Raw genomic sequence first — 21,633 nt, 5'->3', positions numbered from 1 at the left:
CTTAGATTCAGTAAATCAGATGTTCGATAAGCCAAAAGCAAGTCGAACTTCCTAAATAAATTATAAATTATTGGAGGTCAAAAAAATGGATTACAACAAAATCAAAGAAGCAGCACAGGGTTACCAGGCAGACATGACCAAGTTCCTGAGAGAAATCGTTAAGTTCCCAGGCGAGAGCTGCGATGAGAAGGCTCATATCGACCGCATCGCAGAAGAAATGAGAAAGCTGGAGTTCGACAAAGTTGAAATCGACGGCATGGGCAACGTGTTAGGTTACATGGGAACCGGCAAGACTTTAATCGGTTTTGACGCTCATATCGACACTGTTGGTATCGGCAACAAGAACAACTGGAACTTCGATCCATACGAAGGCTACGAGAACGACACTGAAATCGGCGGCCGTGGTGTATCTGACCAGTGCGGCGGTATCGTATCTGCTGTTTACGGCGCAAAGATCATGAAGGACTTAGGCCTTTTAAATGACAAGTACACTGTTTTAGTTACAGGTACTGTTCAGGAAGAAGACTGTGACGGCCTTTGCTGGGAGTACATCATCAAAGAAGGAAACGTTCGTCCTGAATTCGTAGTATCCACAGAGCCTACTGACGGCGGAATCTACCGCGGACAGAGAGGACGTATGGAAATCCGTATCGACGTTAAGGGTATCTCCTGCCACGGTTCCGCACCAGAGCGTGGTGACAACGCTATCTACAAGATGGCTGACATTCTTCAGGACGTTCGCTCTCTTAACGAGAACGACGCTGCTGATGACAAGGAAATCAAAGGCCTTGTAAAGATGCTTGACGAGAAGTACAACAAAGAGTGGAAAGAAGCTAACTTCTTAGGACGCGGTACTGTTACTGCTTCCGAAATCTTCTTCACCTCCCCAAGCCGCTGTGCAGTTGCTGACTCCTGTGCAGTATCCTTAGACCGTCGTATGACAGCTGGCGAGACATGGGAAAGCTGCTTAGATGAAATCCGCAACCTGCCTAACGTAAAGAAATACGGTGATGACGTTACTGTTTCCATGTACGAATATTCCCGTCCTTCCTATACAGGACTTACCTACCCAATCGAGTGCTACTTCCCAACATGGGTTATTCCGGAGGATCACGATGTTACCAAGGCTCTGGAAGAAGCATACAAGAACCTTTACGGTAATGAAAGAATCGGCGCAGAAGTTACTCTTGCAAAGAGAACAGCTCGTCCTCTGACAGATAAGTGGACCTTCTCCACCAACGGCGTTTCCATCATGGGCCGTAACGGAATCCCATGTATCGGTTTCGGACCTGGTGCAGAGGATCAGGCTCATGCTCCTAACGAGATCACCTGGAAGCAGGATCTGGTAACATGTGCAGCTGTATACGCAGCACTTCCTAGCGCATACTGCAAATAATTAACTTTTTTCCAGCAATCATTTTTGCCGGTGCCTGCCATTCCTTCCCCAAATCAATGGCAGGTTACGGCATAAAGGATAGATACCAATTAATTAAATTAAACAATACGAAAATCAGGAGGCTAACAAAAAATGAAAACCTTACAGGATTACATCGACAAGCTTAATTCCTTAAACTTTAAGGAAATGTACAACAATGACTTCTTCTTAACCTGGGAAAAGACAGACGACGAGCTGGAAGCTATCTGGACCGTTGCTGATGCTCTTCGTTTCATGAGAGAGAACAACATCTCCACAAAAGTATTCGAGAGCGGCCTTGGAATCTCTTTATTCCGTGACAACTCCACACGTACACGTTTCTCCTTCGCTTCCGCATGTAACTTACTTGGTCTGGAAGTTCAGGATTTAGACGAAGGCAAATCTCAGGTAGCTCACGGCGAGACTGTTCGTGAAACAGCTAACATGGTTTCTTTCATGGCTGATGTTATCGGTATCCGTGATGATATGTATATCGGCAAGGGAAATGCTTACATGCATGAGTTCATGGACGCAGTTACCCAGGGTAACAAAGACGGAATCTTAGAGCAGAGACCTTCTTTAGTAAACTTACAGTGCGATATCGATCATCCAACTCAGAGTATGTCTGACGCTCTTCACATCATCAACGAGTTCGGCGGCCTTGAGAACTTAAAGGGCAAAAAGATCGCTATGACATGGGCTTACTCTCCTTCCTACGGAAAGCCATTATCCGTTCCTCAGGGAATCATCGGCTTAATGACACGTATGGGTATGGAAGTTGTTCTGGCTCATCCAGAAGGCTACGAAGTTATGCCGGAAGTTGTTGAAGTTGCTAAGGCTAACGCTGAGAAATCCGGCGGTTCCTTCCGTATCTCCAACGATATGGCTGACGCTTTCAAAGATGCTGATATCGTATATCCAAAGAGCTGGGCTCCATTTGCAGCTATGGAAAAGAGAACTAACCTTTACGGCGAAGGCGACTCAGAGGGCATCAAGGCTCTTGAGCAGGAATTACTGGCTCAGAACGCTAACCACAAAGACTGGTGCTGTACAGAAGAATTAATGGCAACAACAAAAGAAGGCAAGGCTCTTTACATGCACTGCCTGCCAGCTGACATCAACGATGTAAGCTGCAAAGATGGTGAAGTTGTAGCTTCCGTATTCGATCGTTACCGCGATCCATTATACAAAGAAGCAAGCTACAAGCCATATGTAATCGCTGCTATGATCTTCTTAAGCAAGTTTGCTAATCCTCAGGAGACATTAAAGAAACTGGATGCTGAGAAGACACCAAGAATCTACGAGTAATTTCATATTGGGGTAATGCCCCAAATTTATGAGCTCCGTGCGCACCTGCAACCGGCCAATGGATGCAGGTGCGCTTTTATTCTCCAAAATTCCTATAAATTCCAAAAACTATCATATGATTGAGAGGAAAAAATCATGGAAAAGAAAAAAAGAATTGTTATCGCATTAGGCGGAAATGCTCTGGGAAATACTCTTCCTGAGCAGATGACAGCAGTAAAAATTACATCAAAGGCAATCGTTGACCTTATCGAAGAAGGCTGCGAAGTTGTGGTTGTTCACGGAAACGGACCTCAGGTTGGTATGATCAACAACGCTATGAGCGCTTTGACCAGAGAAGATCCCAAGCAGCCAAACACACCTCTCTCCGTTTGCGTGGCTATGAGCCAGGCTTACATTGGCTATGACTTACAGAACGCCTTAAGAGAAGAGCTGGTAAACAGAAACATCACCAACATTCCTGTAACCACCATGATCACACAGGTTCGTGTTGAGGAAAATGATCCTGCATTCAACGCACCTTCCAAGCCAATCGGCCACTTCATGACAGCCGAAGAAGCAAAGCTGGCTGAAGAGAAATACGGATACATCACAAAAGAAGACGCCGGACGCGGATACCGCCGTGTGGTAGCTTCTCCAAACCCTGCTGAAATCATCGAAATCGGCGCAATCCGCTCTCTCGTAGATTCAGGACAGCTTGTCATTGCCTGCGGCGGCGGCGGTATTCCTGTTACTCTTCAGGGAAATCACTTAAAGGGCGCAAGCGCAGTTATTGATAAAGATTTCGCAAGCGAACTGCTGGCTGAAGAGCTGGATGCAGATTTCTTAATCATCCTTACAGCAGTTGAGAAAGTAGCAATTAATTACGGTAAACCGGAAGAGAAATGGTTGGACGATATCTCTACAGACGAAGCTCGCCAGTACATCGGAGAGGGACATTTTGCTCCAGGCTCCATGCTGCCAAAGGTTCAGGCTGCAGTGAAGTTTGCAGATTCCAAAGAAGGACGCAACGCGCTCATTACTTTACTTGAAAAAGCAAAAGAAGGAATCTTAGGGAAAACCGGAACTCATATTCATAAGTAAACCGTTAACCGCTCCCTAAGGAGGAATTTTTGTAATGAAACAAACAGACACACAACAGGCTTCTATTTTTGAATTAGACGGCATTCCAAAATTTTCACATGCACTCCCCCTGGCTCTCCAGCATCTGGTAGCTATGATTGTGGGCTGTGTTACACCGCCCATTATTGTGGCAAACATTGTTGGTCTTAATCCGGCGGACAGGGTCATTTTGATCCAGGCTGCCCTGGTGGTATCCGCATTATCTACTGTGCTTCAGCTTTTCCCTATAGGAGCAAAAAACGGATTCCGCCTGGGCTCTGCCCTTCCTGTAATCATGGGCATCAGCTTCGCTTATGTGCCAAGTATGCAGGCTATTGCAGAAAGCTTTGGTATTGCGGCAATTTTAGGAGCCCAGATAGTGGGCGGTGTTGTTGCAGTGATCGTGGGACTTTCTGTTACCCAGATCCGCAAGTTTTTCCCGCCGCTCATTACCGGAACGGTTGTTTTTACCATAGGACTCTCTCTTTATCCTACAGCCATTAATTATATGGCAGGCGGTGTTTCCAGCCCCACTTATGGGTCCTGGCAGAACTGGGTCGTAGCCCTCATCACTTTAACCGTTGTGACCACTTTAAATCATTTTGGAAAAGGCTTTTATAAGCTGGCTTCCATTCTGATCGGAATTGTCGTGGGCTATATTGTTGCTCTGTTCTTCAATATGGTAGACTTTACAAACATAGGAACTGCGACTTATTTTCAGATTCCCCGGCCTCTTCATTTCGGAGTGGTATTTGAACCGTCTTCCTGTATTGCCATCGGACTTCTCTTTGCAATCAACTCAGTCCAGGCAATCGGAGATTTTACAGCTACAACCACAGGCTCCATTGACCGGGAGCCAACTGATACAGAACTTCGGGGCGGTATTGTAGGCTACGGTGTCTCCAATGTCCTGGGTGCTCTTTTAGGCGGTCTTCCAACCGCAACCTACAGCCAGAATGTAGGTATCGTAACCACTACAAAAGTAGTAAACCGTTGTATCTTTGGATTAACCGCAGCTATTTTACTGGCGGCCGGGCTGATACCTAAGTTCTCAGCTCTGCTTACCACAATTCCTCAGTGCGTTCTCGGAGGTGCTACCGTATCGGTATTTGCTTCCATCGCCATGACAGGAATGAAACTGGTAACCTCTGAAGATATGAACTACCGGAATTCCTCTATCGTTGGTCTTTCTGCTGCTCTCGGCATGGGAATTTCCCAGGCAACAGCAGCCCTCCAGACCTTTCCGGAGTGGGCAACCACCATCTTTGGACGCTCTCCGGTTGTTGTGGCAACCATTGTAGCCATATTTTTAAACATTATACTTCCTAAAGATAAGAAATAAAAACAGGAGCAAGACCACCGCAACTTTTCCGTTGCCCGGCCTTGCTCCTGTTCTTTGTAATCCCTGCCTCTGTCTCTTTAAACTTTGTTTAAGAAGGCAGTTTTCCCAATCTGCGGAGCATGGTTTTCTCCACTGCATTGATGATATTCTCATAGCCTGTGCACCGGCATAAGTGGCCGGACATCAGCTTTCTTAACTCATCTCTGGTGTATTCTTTTCCGCTCTCCAGAATTTCCACTGCCGACATAATAAAGCCAGGTGTGCAGAATCCGCACTGAACGGCTGCTTCGTCGATAAATGCCTGCTGAATGTCGGAAAGCTCTCCATTTGGCCCCATAAGATTTTCCAGGGTCTTGATCTCTTTTCCGTCGGCCCATATGGCTAAGTAGATGCAGGAGTTGAAGCACTCATGATCGATGATCACGTTACAAGCTCCGCACTCTCCAACCTCACATCCTTTTTTGACGGAGGTCAGACGGTAATCATCCCGGAGCATATCGGTCAGGGAGGCCCGGACATCTACCATTGTCTCTGTATATTTTCCATTGATGGTACATTTGACTAATTTATATTGTACTGACATCAGATCTCACCTCCTGAAAGTTTCACTGACTCTTTAAAGCAGCGGGTTGCCATTTCCACGGCAACATGCTTACGGAAGTCCTTGGAAGCACGCCAGCTGTCTCTTGGATTGATATCTGCAAGAACCTCTTTTCCAAAGTCCTCTGCCAGCTTTTCTGAAATCTGCTGTCCCTTTGCCAGTGCTTCTGCGCTTTTGGTGCGCATAGGAATAGGTCCTGCCACTCCGTAAGCGATTCTGATGTCTTCCACTGTCTTTTTATCCTCTGACAGCTTCACATTGACAGAACATCCGGTTGTAGCGATATCCATAGCATTTCTGTTGGCATACTTAATATAATGGCCTTTATAGCCCTCGTAGCTCTTCTTAGGGATAATCACCGCTGTCTGCAGCTCTCCTTCCCTGATATCCACGGTTCCCGCCTTGATATAGAACTCGCTGATGGGAATGCGGCGGATTCCTTCCGGTCCTGTCAGCTCGATCACTGCATCCCACGCAAACAATGTGGAAGCTGAATCTGCTGAGGTAACGCCGTTGCAGGTATTTCCTCCGATTGTGGCTATATTTCTTATCTGGGGTCCGCCCACCATATCCACTGCTTCTCCAAGCACGTTGATGTATTTCTGGATGATGGGGTCCTTGGTAATATGAGAGAAACTGGTAAGGGAACCGATGCGGATGGACTCTTCTTCGTCCAGGCTCACACCTCTCATTTCATCGATCATATAAATGCTGATCAATTCTTTTCCAGCTCTTTTTCCTTCTCTCATCTGTATTAAAACATCGCTTCCGCCAGCTATGATCTGGGCTTCCGGATGCTCCAAACGAAGCTTTACCGCCTCTTCTACGGTATGCGCTTCATATAATGCTTTCATGTCATACATAAAGCCTTCCTCCTTCTATCAGATCAGTCCCTCTTCTTTGAACCGTTTGAATAACTCCTGGGATGTCATGGGTATTTTGTACATCTGGACGCCTGTTGCATTTAATATGGCATTACGGATAGCCGGTGCTACCGGACAGGCCGGAGGCTCTCCCAGAGACTTTGTTCCATATGCACTGGTAGGCTCGCCATTTTCCACGAACTGGGCCTCTAAATGAGGATGATCCATGGTGGTGGACAGTTTATAATCCAGCAGGTTGTCATTTAAGGTTCTTCCTGTCTTCTCGTCGATGAGAAGCTGCTCAGAAAGGGCGTAACCGATTCCCATGCTCATTCCTCCGTGAACCTGAGCCTCTGCAAGAGCAGGGTTGATCAGAGTTCCGCAGTCATGGACATTAATAATATCCACCAGCTTCACCTTGCACATAGGAATATCTACCTCTACCTCTGCGAAACAGCAGCCAAAGGAGTAAGCATTGGACTTGATTTGATAGGTGCTCTCAGAAGTTAAGTGCTGGCTATTGGACATGCTGTAAAGGGCCTCTGTAGCCAATTCACCTAAGGTCAGCAGCTCTCTTCCGTCTGTGGTTCGTACAATCTTTCCATCCCTGATATCCAGATTAAATACTGGCATACGGGTCAACTCATGAGCATATTTTAAAACTCTCTCTTTTAGTAAAAGTGCGGTCTGCTTTATGGCAAAACCTCCCACATAGGTCTGTCTGGAGGCATAAGAGCCGGTTCCAAAAGGTGTGACATCCGTATCCTGGCAGGAAACCACATGAACCATTTCCATGGGAACTCCCAGGGTATCTGCTGCCATCTGCCCAAAGGCTGTATCAGCTCCCTGACCGATCTCTGTCTCTCCCAACTGAACCTGTATGGAACCGTCCTGGTTCATTACCATACGGCAGGAGGAGCTTTCCAAACTGATAGGCCATACTGCTGTGTTGTACCAGAACACTGCACATCCCACGCCTTTACGGACAGGGCCGGTCTGGTTTGCGTATTCCTTTATCTTGCGGTCATAATCTATATAGGCTTTTCCTTTATCCATACACTGGTTGAAGGTGTCGGAATAGTTTTCATTTTTAGAAAATGCATCCACATATCCTACGGGCATCAGGTTCTTGCGGCGGAATTCTACCGGATCCATGCCGATTGCAAGGGCAATGTCATCTGTCTGGCTTTCCACCGGGAACATGGCCTGAGGAATTCCATAGCCGCGCATAGCGCCTGCCACAGGCATGTTGGTAAATACTGTATAAGCATCACATTCCACGTTTTCACATGGATAGAGCTGAGGGAATGCACCCATGCCCTTTGCTGCGATTCCATGGCCGTGGGAAGCGTAAGCTCCCTGGTTGGAATAACACTCCAGCTTGCGGGCTGCAAAGGTTCCGTCAGGGCGCACCCAGCTGGTGATATGGCTGCGGATCGCGTGCCTTGTACGGTTGCTTACAAAGGTTTCTTCACGGGTAACGTCAAGCTTTACCAGACGTCCTCCCACTGCAGTTGAAAGGTATGCACAAAGGGGCTCATACAGGGCATCCTGCTTATTTCCGAAGCCGCCTCCTATATATGGCTTAACAATACGGACACTTCCCCATGGAATTCCAAGAGCCTGACCTACCACACGTCTGACGATATGAGGGATCTGGGTGGAAGACACTACGGTTATTTTTCCGTTTTCTGCGCTGGCAAAACAAATATGGTTTTCAATGTGGCAATGCTGAACAATCGGTGTATCATACCACTGTTCCACTTTAATTAATCCCGGCTCCTTAATAGCTTCTTCCAGGTTTCCCTTTCTGATGCTGGAATGGCCCAGAATGTTATTTGTGTATTTCTCATGAAGGAGAGGAGCTTCCTCTTTCATGGCTTCCTGAGGGTCAAGAACAAAGGGATACTCTTCGTATTCCACTTTCAGTGCACTGATGGCCTGCTTGGCAGCCACTTCATTTTCTGCTATAACTGCAGCCACATCATCGCCGTAAAAACGTACACGGTCCGTCAAAAGAAGACGATCCGCCACGTCCTGATGTGATGGGTCTGTGGACCATGGATGGCCTGCCGTCGGAAAATAATATTTAGGCACGTCAAAGCAGGTTACCACCTTAACCACTCCCGGTATCTTCTCAGCCTCTGAAGTATCAATAGATTTGACTACACCATTGGCTATGGTAGAATGATAAATCTTAGATACCAGGGCATTTTTCTCACAAAGGTCATCGGTGTATTTGGTTCTTCCCGTGACCTTGTCAAATGCGTCAACACGGGTAACACTTTTTCCGATTATCATATACACGCCTCCTAATTTTAATTCTGATGTATAAACAGCTCTTTAAAACCTTCTCTTTGAAAAACCGGCAGGGACAAAACCTTTTTAAGCGCACAAGCTTATCAAAGTGATGCCCCATAGTTTCCCCACGACCGGTTGCTCTGATTCTTAAATCAGATTTTATTTTTAAAATACCTTCACTCCCTCTGCGTATTTCCCCGTAATGTGCCTGTCATCAGACAGGTAGATAAAACGCTCCAGCCGTTCCCGCAGAGTCAGCGGCTGGGGATGACGAAGACTGCTGTCATCCAAAATCAAAGCATCAAATTCATAACCCTCTTCAAAGCTTCCCACTTTTCCAAAGAAAGAACCGCCTCCGGCTGTTCCCAGATAGAATGCCTCTTCCACGGTAAGTGGTTTTAAACTGTCATCCTGAAGTCTCCATCTCAGCTTGGAGGTCTGAATGGAATCTGCCATGGCACGGAATATGGATTCCCCGCTTCCTCCTGCCACGTCGCTTCCCAGACCTACATTCAATCCCTTCTCCAGAAATGTCCTGATTGGAGCTACTCCGGAAGATAAATTGGTATTGGAATTTGGACAGTGGGCAATATAAGTGCCTCTCGCTTTGATCAGTTCCATTTCTTCTTCTGTTAAATATACACAATGAGCCATAATAGTTTCTCCCGCTTCCCCAAGCAGGCCGAATTTATCATAAGCGTCACTGTAGGACTGTGAATCCGGGCAAAGCTCCTTTACCCACTGAATTTCTCCCTGGTTTTCCGACAAATGGGACTGAACCGGAAGCTCACGTTCCTTTCTGAGCCTTCCTAACCGTTCCATTAAGTCATCAGTACAGGAAGGAATGAACCTGGGTGTCAGAATAGGTTTTACGTTCTTATATTTCGCACTTGTTCTCTCAAGCCACTGAAGCGTATCCTGTTCTGACTGTTGTGCATCCTGTTCCCGGAGATAATCCGGAGAGTTCCGGTCCATGTTGACCTTTCCAACCATGGACTTGATTCCTGTTTCCTCCATCAGATCCATCAAAAGCTCTGTGGCCTGATTGTGGATGGTACCAAAGATACAGGCTCTTGTGGTACCGCTTTTTTTCATGGCTTCCGCAAAAATTTCATAAGCTTTTTTTGCATATTCCAAATCTTTGTACTTGGCTTCTTCCGGAAATGTATTGGTATTCAGCCAATCCAAAAGCTCCAGATCCATACCCAGACCCCTAAAAGCAAATTGGGGTGCATGGATATGCAAATCCACCAGTCCGGGAATAATCATCATATTACCGCAGTCTTTCACCGGGTAATCCTTATACTGCTCTGGAATCTCTTCAAATACTCCCGCTGACTTTCCATCCCGGCAAACCAGGAAGCCCTGTTCCACTGTCTCTAAGCTTTTCACATCCTTGCTGTAGCAAATGTTGCCCTTTAATATAAAATCTCTGCCATCAGTCATAGAATTCCTCCTCTATTTTGAAGTAATGAAATGAAATACGGCAGCCAGATTGCAACATTTTAAGCAATAAAAAAAACCACCGATATTTCTATTATTCCCAACGTATTCCTTGAAGACTGATTATTATGAATACGCGGAAACTTATAGACAACTATTACGGTAGTTTGTAGAGACGCTCAACCAATTATGAGCATATATAAGTTTCTTTATTAAATTTTAATTTTTGACACATCACAGGCCTTGTGATTTTTTACATGTTAACCATATCATATTGCACAACTATATGTCAATATGATTTTTATGTTTGTATGTTTTATACAACTCCATCACTTTTTTGCATAGTATCCGGGAAAGCGTTTCTTTGCATTTTATAGATTATTTCTATAAATATTTTTCCTTAAATTTCATATACTCCAAGGCTGTCCCATCGGAGTTTTTTCTCCTTCATCCACTGCCCGATTCCCCCCAGAGGGTCCTCTCTTTGTCCTTCGGACAGATTCACCTTCTCCTCTTCCCAGGCCACCGGCATTGACCATGCCAGGCCGCAGCCTGCAGAAATCTGTCTTGGAACCGGAATCAAGCGTCCCGGAATTTCATCCTTTTGGCACTCCGCTTCCATGGCAATGGCTTCTGCAGTGCTGCGGAAGGAAATAACGATTTTCAGCTCTTTTTTTCTCATAACCTTTCCTCACCCCCAGGGGGTCCTCTCTTTGCCCGCAGGGCAAGTTCACTTTACTGGCAATTGCAGTTGATTTTTAAGGGCCTGTATACAGCTCCCGGACGAACCGGATAAAAAGTCTTGCAGCCTTGCCTGGCTTGTGATTTTTGCTCCACACCATATATAAGTTCCGGTAAATTTCTCCTGAGCCCAGAGAAAAGCGCAGCAAAATCCCCTGCCTGACAAAATCTTCTGCAGCCGCACCGGAGAGAATGGAAATTCCCATATCCGCTCCCACCGACTTTTTAATAGCCTCCTGGTTGCTGATGGTTGCCACGGTTTCCAGACGGCTCAAATCCAGCCCCATTTCTTTTAAACAGCGCTCCGTTTCCTTTCTGGTACCGGACCCTTCCTCCCGGACGATCCAGCGTTCCTTGTAAAACTGCTCTAAGGGAAATCCAGTCTGTTCGTATTTCCTATACCGTTCAATATTAGGAGTTACCACCACCAGATGGTCCGCATAAAAAGGTTCAAATACACAGGCAGGGTCTGTTACTGAGGTTCCTGTAAAGCCGATTTCCACTTCTCCCTCCTGAACCAGCCTGACCACTTCCATGCTGTCCGCCTCCTTAAGCTCCAGTTGGTTTCCCGGATAAGTTCTGGCAAAGAGGGAAAGGATCTGAGGCAGAATATACTGCCCCGGCACAGTGGAGGCTCCAACCACAATTTTTTGGATTCCGCTCACTTCCTTCTGGGTAAAATCCCGAAGGATGTTTTTTTCCAATTGCAGCATCTTTTTGGCATTTCCGTAAAGCCGTTCTCCCTCCTGGGACAGCTCCACTTCCTTTGTAGTGCGGGCAAAGAGCCTGGCTCCCAGTTCCTTTTCCAGAGCACTGATATGGGCGCTGACCGTAGGCTGGGTCAGATAAAGCTTCCTGGCTGCAGCAGAAAAGCTCTTTGCCTCTGCCACACATATAAATGCTTCCAGTTGTTTTAAATTCATAAGCTTAACTCCCTTACTGCACATACGGCCTGCTGGATTTCTTCTTCTGTGTTATAGTGGGACATGGAAAAACGGACTGCTCCCTGTTCTGCTGTTCCCAGAGCCTGATGCATGAGAGGGGCACAGTGGGCTCCTGCCCTGGTGTATATCCCATACTCAGCAGCCAGTTCATCGGCCACTTCCCCTGAATCGTAATCCCTGATGTTAAGAGCCACCACTGGGGCGCGGGAAAAAAGCTTTTCCCCGGAAAAATCTCCGTACACCCGGATTCCCGGAATTCCCTTTACCCCTTCATAAAATTGCTTCATCAGCATCAGTTCCCGGCTGCGGATATATTCCATTCCGGTTTTCTGCAAATATTCCAAAGCGGCATGAAGCCCGGCAATTCCATGGCTGTTTAAGGTTCCGGCCTCCAAAGCCTCGGGCATGTCCTCCGGCTGGGTGGTGGAATAGCTGTGAACTCCGGTTCCTCCCACTAAAAGAGGGCGGAGGGAAACTCCTTCCCTGACGCAGATTCCTCCTGTTCCCTGAGGGCCTAAGAGGCTTTTATGTCCGGTAAAGCACAAAACATCAATTCCCACTTTTTCCATGTCAATGTCAAATACTCCTGCAGTCTGGGAGGCATCCACTACAAATAAAATTCCGTTTTGGCGGCAGATTCTTCCCAGAGTCTCCAGATCGTTCATATTGCCGGTTAAATTGGAAGCATGGGTACAGACCAGCCCTCTGGTATTCTTTCTGACTGCCTTTGAAATATCCTCATACCGGATATTTCCGTCCTGATCCGCAGGGAGAATAGTCAGCTCCATCCCTCTTGTTTCCATAAGATACAAAGGGCGCAGCACTGAATTATGTTCCATCATGGTTGTGATCACATGATCTCCCGGGTTAAACAGTCCCTGAATTGCTATGTTTAAGCTCTCCGTGGAATTGGCCGTAAAGGCCACTCTGGAAGGATCTCCCGCATGAAACAGCTCTGCCAGCATTTTGCGGGTATGAAAAATCATGCGGGAAGCATCTAGTGCTGCTCCATAAGCTCCCCTTCCGGAATTGCCCATATGAGCTATGGCATCAGCCACAGCCTTGCCCACCTCCTCCGGCTTCCGGTAAGAGGTAGCCGCATTGTCCAGATAAATCATGATCATTACCTCAGCTTTACTAATTTTTCTTCTCGTTCCACAACCCGTCCAATGACAGCCCACTCTGTTTCCATTGACGCTGCCTTAAAATCCTCTGCAATCCGCTTGGCATCCTCCGGAGAAACACTGACTAAAAGCCCGCCGGAAGTCTGTGGATCGCAGAAAATGTCCCGGAAATACTCTTCTACTTCTCCAAAGTCCACCTTGTTCTCCGTATAATACCTGTTTTTATAGGCTCCTTCCGGGATCAGTCCCATCTGGGCGAGGGAGAAAGCCTCCTTTTGAACCGGTAAATCCTTTGCAAATATTTCCAGGGTCACGTTGCTGCCCTCTGCCATCTCTGCTCCATGGCCCGCCAGGCCAAAGCCCGTCACATCGGTACATCCATGAACATCATAATGCTCAATGATCTGCTTTGCCTTCTTATTTAAAGATGTCATGACCCTGACAACCTCTTCTCTGGCTTCTTCCGAAGCCATATCCGCCTTAACTGCCGTATTAATGATTCCTGTTCCAAGTGGCTTAGTCAGAATCAGCACATCCCCCGCCTTGGCTCCGCTGTTTTTAAAAACCTTGTCCGGATGGACGAATCCTGTAACGCTGAGCCCGTACTTTGGCTCGTCATCCTGAATGGAATGACCTCCTGCCAGCACTGCTCCGGCTTCTAATACCTTGGAAGCACCGCCCTGTAAAATCCTTCCCAGTATTTCCGGATTCACGCAGTTGGGCCAGGCCACAATGTTTAAGGCAACTTTAGGCTCCCCTCCCATGGCGTAAATATCGCTTAAGGCGTTGGCTGCCGCCACCTGGCCGAACACGTAAGGATCATCCACCACCGGAGTGAAAAAATCCAGGGTCTGAATCAGGGCCACTTCATCATTTACACGGTAAATGGCTCCGTCGTCTGAGGTTTCAATTCCCACCATAAGGGCCGGGTCCTGAAATTTAGGCAGAGTTTCTAAAATCCCGGCAAGAGTTCCCGGACCGATCTTGGCGGCACAGCCTGCTGTCTTTGTCATTTGTGTAAGTCTTATTTCGCTATCTGGTATCATATCTGTCCCTCTTTTTTCTATTTATAGATATTCTCTATTACTATTTTAACACATTCATGCCTTTTGACAAGGCTGAAGTTTTATGGTGCGGATTTGGGCACTTTTTACTCAAGCCCAATTTCCTTTCCCAAGGCCATGGAATAGATGATCTTTTCCTTCACCTTTTTCCCGGTCATCTGCTCCAGGGCACGCTGATAATACTCCATCTGTACTTGGTAACGGTCCCTTAAAATCTGTTCTTGGCCTTCTCTGATGCGGTCGGTTTTATAGTCCACCAGAACCAGCTCCCCTTCCTCCTCCAGCCAGGCATCCATAATTCCCTGGACCAGAATCAGCTCGCCGGAATCTCCTACATCCATATCCCTTGCGGGAATGCCCACCACAAACTGCTGCTCCTTTTTGAGCCGGCCTTCTGCCTGGGCTGCTCCCATGCGCTGCCCCAGAGGAGAGCTTAAGAACGCGGCAAGCTGATCCGCTGACAGCAGGGAAATACTTTCCTCATCTATTTTTCCGGCCTTTAAAAAGCCCTCTAAGGCTTCCCTTACTTCCTTCCCGGTGCGGACTTTTCCAAAATCTAAAAGCTCCAGAGCCCGGTGATATGCAGTTCCCCGGAATGCGCCCCTGGTTTTCTCCTCCTGTCCTTTTTCCATTAAAAAGGCAGGAATGGTTGGAAGAAATGCGCTTTCCTCCTCATCGGTAAACTGTCCCCTCTTTTTCAGCTCAGACACGGATATCTTGGTGTATAAGCCGATGTCAGACTCATAGGGGTATTGATACGCAAAGGCTGACTTTAAATCCGCCTCAAAGGCTGAATCATAAACCTGATCCGGATCAAGAGAGAGGAGGCTTTCCTTTGTCAGCCGTTTTTCGACCTGCCGCTCCATCTCGTATCCCACCAGATTGGTCAGGGGAAGTTCCTTTACCACTAAAATTCCCGTATCAAGCCCTTCCCCGGATAAAATTCCGTCCCGGGAGTATTTTCCTGAAAGGCTCATGAGCATCCAGTCCAGATAGGAGTCAGCGGAGGAAAGTATAGTAAATGGAATCTGTCCTTCTGCCCGCAGGATTCCGTCAAACCGCTCCAGTTTTTTATCCAGGTAGCGGTCAAAGCCCGTCATAATCAATTTTTCCTTTGCCCTTGTCATGGCCACATAGAGAACCCTCAGTTCCTCTCCCATGGCGCTCAGTTCCATGCTCCGCTTTAAAACATGCTTTTTTAAGGTGGGAGCCTTTACTCTGCGCTCCAAATCCAGGTAATCGGTTCCGATTCCGAGATCAGGATCAATGAGAACTTTTCCATAGGCATCCTGCTTGTTGAACTTTTTCCCCATTCCCGCCAGAAATACCACCGGAAACTCCAGGCCCTTGCTCTTGTGAATGGTCATGACCCGGACCGTATCTCCTTCTCCTGACAGGGAAGCCTCTCCAAAGTCGGTTTCGTACTTTTTCAGGTTTTCAATGTAGCGGATAAAATGAAATAAGCCCGTATAGCTGGTTTTTTCATAGGCAGAGGCCTTTTCCACCAGCATCCGCAGATTGGCTCTTCTGGCCTCCCCTGCAGGCATGGCGGAAACATAGTCATAATATCCGGTTCCTTCATACAGATCATAAAGCAGTTCATGAATGGAAAGATAAGTCGACTTTTTCCTATAGCCTGCCAGAATGAGAGAAAAGCCTTCCAGCTTCTTAAAAAGCCCCGGATATTCTGTATCTTCCTTTTCCCTGTACTCTCCCAGATAATTCTGCCAGGCCCCGTATAAGCCCCGGTCCTGCCCCTTTTTGGCTGTCTTTTTCCAAAGAGCCATAAGATGGGCCATTTCTTCATCTGTAATACCTGCCACCGGGGATTTGAATACAGAGGCCAGAGGAATATCCTGCATGGGATTGTCAATGATGCTCAACATAGACAACACAGTCTCCACCTCTGTTGCAGTGAAATATCCCGTCTTTCTCTCCGCGTAAGCAGGGATTCCCTCATTCATCAGCACATTGACAAAGTCTTCGGACCAGCCGCTTGTGCTTCTTAACAGGATGACAATATCGCCGTAGCCTGCTCTCCGGTAGCCTCCCGTTCCCCCCAGCTTTCCATCCCATATTTTTAAGCCCGCTGCAGGGTCCGTAAGCTCCCGGATTCTGGCTGCAATGGCCTTTGCCTCCAGCTCTCTGCTGGTATAATCGGCATCCTCCCCTTCCAGCTGCTTTAGCAGATTTCCTTCTCCGTGGATCATGAGAAGCTCTGATTTTTCCTGCCCTCTTTCCTCGCAGTCCGGAAAGCTGGCTCCCGGATGAAGGGCTGTTTCCTTTGTATACCGGATATTTCCCAGGTTCCTGGTCATGATCTGGTAGAAAACCTCATTGATGCTTTCCAAGACCTCCGGCCTGCTTCGGAAATTCTGGTGCAGTTCGATTTTCTGATACTTTCCTTCTTCGGCGGAATATGTTTCATATTTTTCCAGAAATAGCTGGGGCCTTGCAAGGCGGAACTGGTAGATGCTCTGCTTTACGTCTCCCACCATAAACACATTGGGATTTCCAAACCGTTCTCTGGATATGCTGGTAATGAGAGCCTCCTGCACATCGTTGCTGTCCTGGTATTCATCCACCAGTATTTCCTCAAACTGGCGGCTCAATTCGTCAGCAGCCTCTGAGGGAACGGTCTTTCCATCTTCTCTGGTCAGCAGAACTTTCAGGGCATAATGCTCCAGATCGTTAAAGTCCACCACATTCCGTTCTTTTTTCTTTTCCTGATACCGGTTGGCATACTCCTGAGCCAGATCAAGAAGCGTACTTACTGCCTCTTTCGTTCCCCTGATGTCGGAAAGAACCTCCTGAGGGGATTCAAAACAGTATAGATCCCGAAGCTTTCCAATTGCCTTTTTCACCCTGTCCCTGATCCCTGTCGCATAAGCCTTTTTATCCGGGTCAATGTCCTTGCTGCGGATGGCAGCCAGACGGTCAAAGACAGCTTCTTTCAGCCCCTCATTTAAGGCTTCATAATCCCCTGCCCCGGAAAGGGCTTCCAGCATGCGGAAATCGTTAGTCAGCATGGGAAGATAGGCCTGGGGGCCGTTCTCCTCCTCGCAGACCTCCATGGCGCTTCCGATCTGGTCCTTTAATTCTCCAAGCTGAAGGGCCGCATCCCACATGAGGAATTTCATCCAGCCTGTATCCATAAGCTGATCCATATCACAGGCTTCCAGCTCCTGCCGGCAGCCTTCCAGCCATTCCTCCGGCCAGGGATTGCTTTGGGAAAAGGTATAGACCTGCATGATGTAATCCCCGATTCCCCGGTCTGTCTTTCCCGTGGCATACGTTTCCACAAACTGCTCAAACAAGGGATCCTGCTTTCCGTAAAACTCCTCCAGCATTTCTTCCATGACGTCGCCCCTCAAAAGGAGCATTTCCCCTTCATCTCCCACCCGGAAAGCCGGATCAATGTCCAGCTTATTATAATGCTCCCGGATCAGCCCCAGACAGAAGCTGTCAATGGTGGTGATCTGGGCATAGGGAATCATGGCTGACTGCATCTGCAGATGAGTATTGTCCGGGTTTTCCATCAGCTTTTCATCAATGGCCTTTAACACCCTCTCCCTCATCTCATCGGCAGCGGCCTTTGTAAAGGTCATGACCAGAAGCTGGTCCACACGCAGGGGCTTGTCCCCTTCTGTGACCATGCGGATGATTCTCTCCACCAAAACCGCAGTCTTTCCGCTTCCTGCCGCCGCTGATACCAGCAGATTTCTGTTTCTGCTTTCAATTACCGCCTTTTGTTCCTCAGTCCAGCGAATCGCCATGATCTTCCTCCTCTCCCTCAATAACAGGCCATATTTCTTCGGATTTAAGAGCCTTGAATTTTCGATAGCTGTATCCTCTGGTCTTTAAATCAAAGCCGCAGACGCTGTGGTAGGGGCAGTAATCGCAGGCGCTTTTCATTCCCTGCTTATAGGGAGCCACGTCAACGACCCCATCCAGAATATCCTGGCCCTCTGATTTTAATTTCTCCCGGACAAACTGGCGCAGCGCATCAAAGCGCTTTCCTCCTGCCACTGAAGATCTGGCTTCCTGGATGATTCCGTTTTTCATGGCAACAGGGATGACGTCTGATTCGGTTTCAATCTCATGGTCCAAATGGGAAATGGCATTTAAATCGCTGTTGACCAGGCCATTCATCCGAAGCTGTTTTAGCATCTGCCTGCTGATATCCTCTTCCGTCATGTCTCCTTCCCGTTCAACCACCGGGTCATTAATATTATAATAGAAGATTCCTGCCGGAACTACCGTCTTGTCGGGGCGGCGCCTTCCTTCCATTTCCAGGGCAGCATCCATATAGACCACAAGCTGCATCTGAAGACCGTAGTAAAGGGATGTTAAGTCAAAGGCAGTGCTTCCCGATTTATAATCAATGATTTTAACATAGACTGCATCCTCGTCCTCGTACAAGTCCATGCGGTCAATCCTTCCCCGCAGATGAACGGCTTCATCCTTAGATAAGGGAATCCTCATGGCATTTAAATGATCAGCCGCAGAAAAGGAGACCTCAAATCCCACCGGAGTGAAATCTCCCTTTTTTAATTGTTCCAAAAGAGCCCACACCGTCCTGTCGGTGATCCGCTCCACCTTTCCGGCCAGATAGGCATTTCTGGCAGAGCTTTTTAAAATGGTATTGCCATATTCCTCCGTCACCTCAGCCACACATTGACGAACCAAAGTCTTCCGCTCCTCTTCGGAAAGGGTTTTAAAATCCCGTCCTTCCTCCTTCATCCGGTTGAACCATAAGTCAATGGAATCGTGAAATAAGTTTCCGATGTCCATGGCTGCAAGCTGAAACTCCTGTCTCTCCATTAATTCCAGCCCGTAATTTAAGAAATGGGCGTATGCACAGGAGGCATACTGCTCCATCCTGGTCACGCTTCCGCTTATGACCGGGCCGTAAAGGGCTCTTGCCGCGATCTTTCCGATCCCTCTTTTTTCATAGGAATAAAAGGCAGCTTCCGCCAGCTTCTTCCCTTCCTTCTTATGATCTTCTGAACGGAGAAATGCCTTAAACAGCTCCAGAAACCTTCCGTCCCCTCCCGTATGTTCATATTCCCGCAGCCCTTTAACCAGACAGTCCTTGGCCTCCCTCATGGACAGAGGGACTGCCCCATCTTCCGGCACCTTTTCTGTCAGAAGGGGAAACAGCTTTTTCAGCTCTCCGATCAGGGTGGAGGGACGCAGGCTTTTTCCGCTGCTGTTCATGGCTGAATGGGATAAAATCAATTCCTGTTCCGGTTTTGTCAGGGCCAGATACAGGTAAAAACGCTGTCTTAAGCCTTCTTCGCTTGCAGTGGGGGCCAGTTCAATGGCCTGGTTTCCTAAAAATTCTCTTTCCCTGTCTGTCAGCAGGCTTTTGTTGTCCTTTTTAACGGGAACAATTCCGTCATTTACTCCCACGAAAAACAGGACCTTAACATGGTCTAACCTTGTTCTGGTGATATCACCCACCACCACCCGGTCTACGGAAGCAGGAATTAAGCCCACCTTGACCTCGGAAAACCCTGCATCCAGGATTTCCCCGTATTCCCTGGGGCTTACGTGTTCCTCTCCCAAAAGGCCGGCCAGACGGTCAAATAGGTCTATGACCAGACCGTATACCTGTCCGTACTCCCTGGCAAGGCCGAATTCTCCCATTTCCTGAAATTCCGATTCATAGGCGAGAATCTTTTCTTCTATGCCCAGCTCCATCAAAAGGGCAGTCAACCCTGCCGTCATGGACTTTACTGTGGATTCCTTGCCCCGGAACGCTTCCAGAAGGGGCTTTAAAGGGGTTATGATCTCTTCCCGGAAGGTATTTAACTCCTCCAGATTCAGGTCCTTTCCACCCCGGTACCAGCCCTCCCATAAGCTGTTCCACCGTTTGAATCCCCGGATTCCCATGGCAATGACGTAGTTTTCCATCCGGTCTGTTTTGGACGAATCTTCCTTTGAGGCCACCAGTCCGGTTCTTAGATACCGAAACACCGATTCATAGGAAAAATCCTTCTGGATCATATCAACGGCGGCCCGGATCAGCTCCACCATTGGATTTTTCAAAATGCTTTTTTTGTCATCCAAAAAATAAGGGATGCCGTTTAAGGGAAACTGGTGGGAGATTTCATTGGCATAGGTCCCCAGATCTCCGGTTATGACAGCCATATCCCGGTAACGAAGTCCCTGCTCCCGGATGCGTTCCTCCATGGAACGGACCACAAAGGCGATTTCCTCTGAGGGGCTTAAAGCCTTTATTAGCTTCACGGAGCCGGGAACAGAATCGCAGGATCTGCCTTTATACCGGTATAAATTCTGTTCCAGAAAATCCAGGGCATTTTCTCCATTACACATGCCGGAACACTCTTGTTCCAGTCCTTCCCGTTGGTAACGGACAGCCGGATGGTCTGTAAGGAAAATATCTTCATCTCTGGAGGTTTCAGCTTCCCTTGCCAGCTCATTCAGTTTCCATATCATCTGGCGGCTCATGTAAAACAGCTCCTGGGCTCCGGTTTTCCGGTTCATATTCTCCGACGGATCGATGGTTACGGTGACAATGACCTGCTTGGCATACTGCAGAAACAGCTTTAAAATCCGGTACTGAACCGGAGTAAATCCCGTGTATCCGTCTAAGGTGATGACACTGTTTTTTATCAGCTCAGACCTTGGAAGGGCACCGCATAAAACATCTAAAATCTCCTCTGTGGTGATGTACTTTTCCTTAATATAATCCTTAAACCCCTGATAAATTACGGAAATATCCAAAAGCTTCTGCTTTAACATAGGGCTTACGTGTTCCGTCATTTCCCCGTTTAACATCTCCGGTGTCACGCCGTATTGGTAAAGCTCTGACAGCATGGATTTTAACTGGGAAATAAACCCTGTTTTTGACAAGTGTTCCTTGTAAAGAATCAGTTCCCGCTTTTTGCCTGCGGCCACCTTCCGAAGCACCATGGACTTTCCCATGTCGTCAAGGACCTGGGGATTTACAATGGCAAGCTCCTCAAATATCCGGTAGGCCAGTCTCATAAAGCTTACGATATCAATATTCATGACCCCGTGATTGGGGTGAAGGGTAACGATCTCCTTTTGGGTCTGCATCGTAAACTGCTCCGGGACAATGGCAATGAACCGGGTATCCGGCTCCTCCATGGACCGTCGGATCAGCTCCGTATACAAGCGGCTGGTCTTTCCGGAACCGGAACCGCCTAATATAAATTGAAGGGACATGGCATGTTCACTCCTTTTCCCGTTTTTTCTTCTGATGAATCATAGGATGTGCTCTATATCCATTGATTCGCAAACGCATGTTCGCATCTTATTTTATCACAGATTTCCCCCGTCAACAACGAATTCTAGGAATGAAATTTCCAGCCCAATAATACATTATAACAAAACTGTA

At 47.6% G+C, this 21,633-nt stretch carries 14 protein-coding genes and 1 riboswitch; of the genes, 4 read left to right on the top strand and 10 right to left on the bottom strand.

The genetic code is table 11. The features are described from left to right. Positions 1–85: 85 nt before the first annotated feature. The 4 genes from V7M78_RS15675 (at position 86) to V7M78_RS15660 (ending at position 5,162) form a co-directional block, all read left to right on the top strand. Positions 86–1,396 (top strand): YgeY family selenium metabolism-linked hydrolase, encoded by a 1,311-nt coding sequence (locus V7M78_RS15675; RefSeq protein ID WP_333651229.1) that lies wholly within the window; start codon positions 86–88, stop codon positions 1,394–1,396. Positions 1,397–1,528: 132 nt separating this feature from the next. Next, positions 1,529–2,722: a knotted carbamoyltransferase YgeW gene (ygeW, locus tag V7M78_RS15670; RefSeq protein ID WP_333651227.1), complete on the top strand. Its 1,194-nt coding sequence runs from the start codon at positions 1,529–1,531 to the stop codon at positions 2,720–2,722. Positions 2,723–2,854: 132 nt separating this feature from the next. Then, on the top strand, positions 2,855–3,802 hold the full coding sequence (gene arcC, locus V7M78_RS15665; protein ID WP_333651272.1) for a carbamate kinase: 948 nt from the start codon (positions 2,855–2,857) through the stop codon (positions 3,800–3,802). 34 nt (positions 3,803–3,836) lie between these two features. Continuing rightward, positions 3,837–5,162, top strand: coding sequence for a uracil-xanthine permease family protein (locus V7M78_RS15660; protein ID WP_333651225.1), 1,326 nt, complete (start codon positions 3,837–3,839; stop codon positions 5,160–5,162). Positions 5,163–5,250: 88 nt separating this feature from the next. Here V7M78_RS15660 and xdhC read toward each other — a convergent pair whose 3' ends face one another. The 10 genes from xdhC to addB form a co-directional block, all read right to left on the bottom strand. After that, positions 5,251–5,745 (bottom strand): xanthine dehydrogenase subunit XdhC, encoded by a 495-nt coding sequence (xdhC, locus tag V7M78_RS15655; protein WP_333651223.1) that lies wholly within the window; start codon positions 5,743–5,745, stop codon positions 5,251–5,253. Further along, a complete protein-coding gene (xdhB, locus tag V7M78_RS15650; RefSeq protein ID WP_333651221.1) occupies positions 5,745–6,626 on the bottom strand; it encodes a xanthine dehydrogenase subunit XdhB in 882 nt (293 codons plus the stop codon). Before xdhB ends, xdhC begins: the two co-directional genes overlap by 1 nt. Positions 6,627–6,644: 18 nt before the next feature. Beyond that, the gene (gene xdhA, locus V7M78_RS15645) at positions 6,645–8,927 is read right to left on the bottom strand and encodes a xanthine dehydrogenase subunit XdhA (protein WP_333651219.1); all 2,283 of its coding nucleotides are present in this window, start codon (positions 8,925–8,927) and stop codon (positions 6,645–6,647) included. A 165-nt stretch (positions 8,928–9,092) separates the two neighbouring features. Then, complete coding sequence (gene guaD, locus V7M78_RS15640; RefSeq protein ID WP_333651217.1) at positions 9,093–10,373, bottom strand: guanine deaminase; 1,281 nt, start codon at positions 10,371–10,373, stop codon at positions 9,093–9,095. A gap of 124 nt (positions 10,374–10,497) precedes the next feature. Then, a riboswitch (purine riboswitch) is annotated at positions 10,498–10,593 on the bottom strand. 177 nt (positions 10,594–10,770) lie between these two features. Further along, the gene (locus tag V7M78_RS15635) at positions 10,771–11,052 is read right to left on the bottom strand and encodes a DUF3343 domain-containing protein (RefSeq protein WP_333651215.1); all 282 of its coding nucleotides are present in this window, start codon (positions 11,050–11,052) and stop codon (positions 10,771–10,773) included. A 76-nt stretch (positions 11,053–11,128) separates the two neighbouring features. Then, complete coding sequence (locus V7M78_RS15630; RefSeq protein ID WP_333651213.1) at positions 11,129–12,034, bottom strand: selenium metabolism-associated LysR family transcriptional regulator; 906 nt, start codon at positions 12,032–12,034, stop codon at positions 11,129–11,131. Beyond that, positions 12,031–13,173: an aminotransferase class V-fold PLP-dependent enzyme gene (locus V7M78_RS15625; RefSeq protein ID WP_333651211.1), complete on the bottom strand. Its 1,143-nt coding sequence runs from the start codon at positions 13,171–13,173 to the stop codon at positions 12,031–12,033. The genes V7M78_RS15630 and V7M78_RS15625 overlap by 4 nt, the downstream gene beginning before the upstream one ends. Positions 13,174–13,178: 5 nt before the next feature. Then, positions 13,179–14,225 (bottom strand): selenide, water dikinase SelD, encoded by a 1,047-nt coding sequence (selD, locus tag V7M78_RS15620; RefSeq protein WP_333651209.1) that lies wholly within the window; start codon positions 14,223–14,225, stop codon positions 13,179–13,181. Between the two features lie 104 nt (positions 14,226–14,329). Then, complete coding sequence (gene addA, locus V7M78_RS15615) at positions 14,330–18,019, bottom strand: helicase-exonuclease AddAB subunit AddA (RefSeq protein WP_333651207.1); 3,690 nt, start codon at positions 18,017–18,019, stop codon at positions 14,330–14,332. Next, entirely contained in the window at positions 18,000–21,461 is a 3,462-nt protein-coding gene (addB, locus tag V7M78_RS15610; protein WP_333651205.1) for a helicase-exonuclease AddAB subunit AddB, read from the bottom strand. Before addB ends, addA begins: the two co-directional genes overlap by 20 nt. Positions 21,462–21,633 lie beyond the last annotated feature (172 nt).

The organism is Lacrimispora sp., assembly GCF_036758025.1.
Taxonomy (GTDB): Bacteria; Bacillota; Clostridia; order Lachnospirales; family Lachnospiraceae; genus Lacrimispora.
The sequence above is the reverse complement of the archived record's forward strand: the minus strand, read 5'-3'. Positions and strand labels throughout refer to the sequence as shown.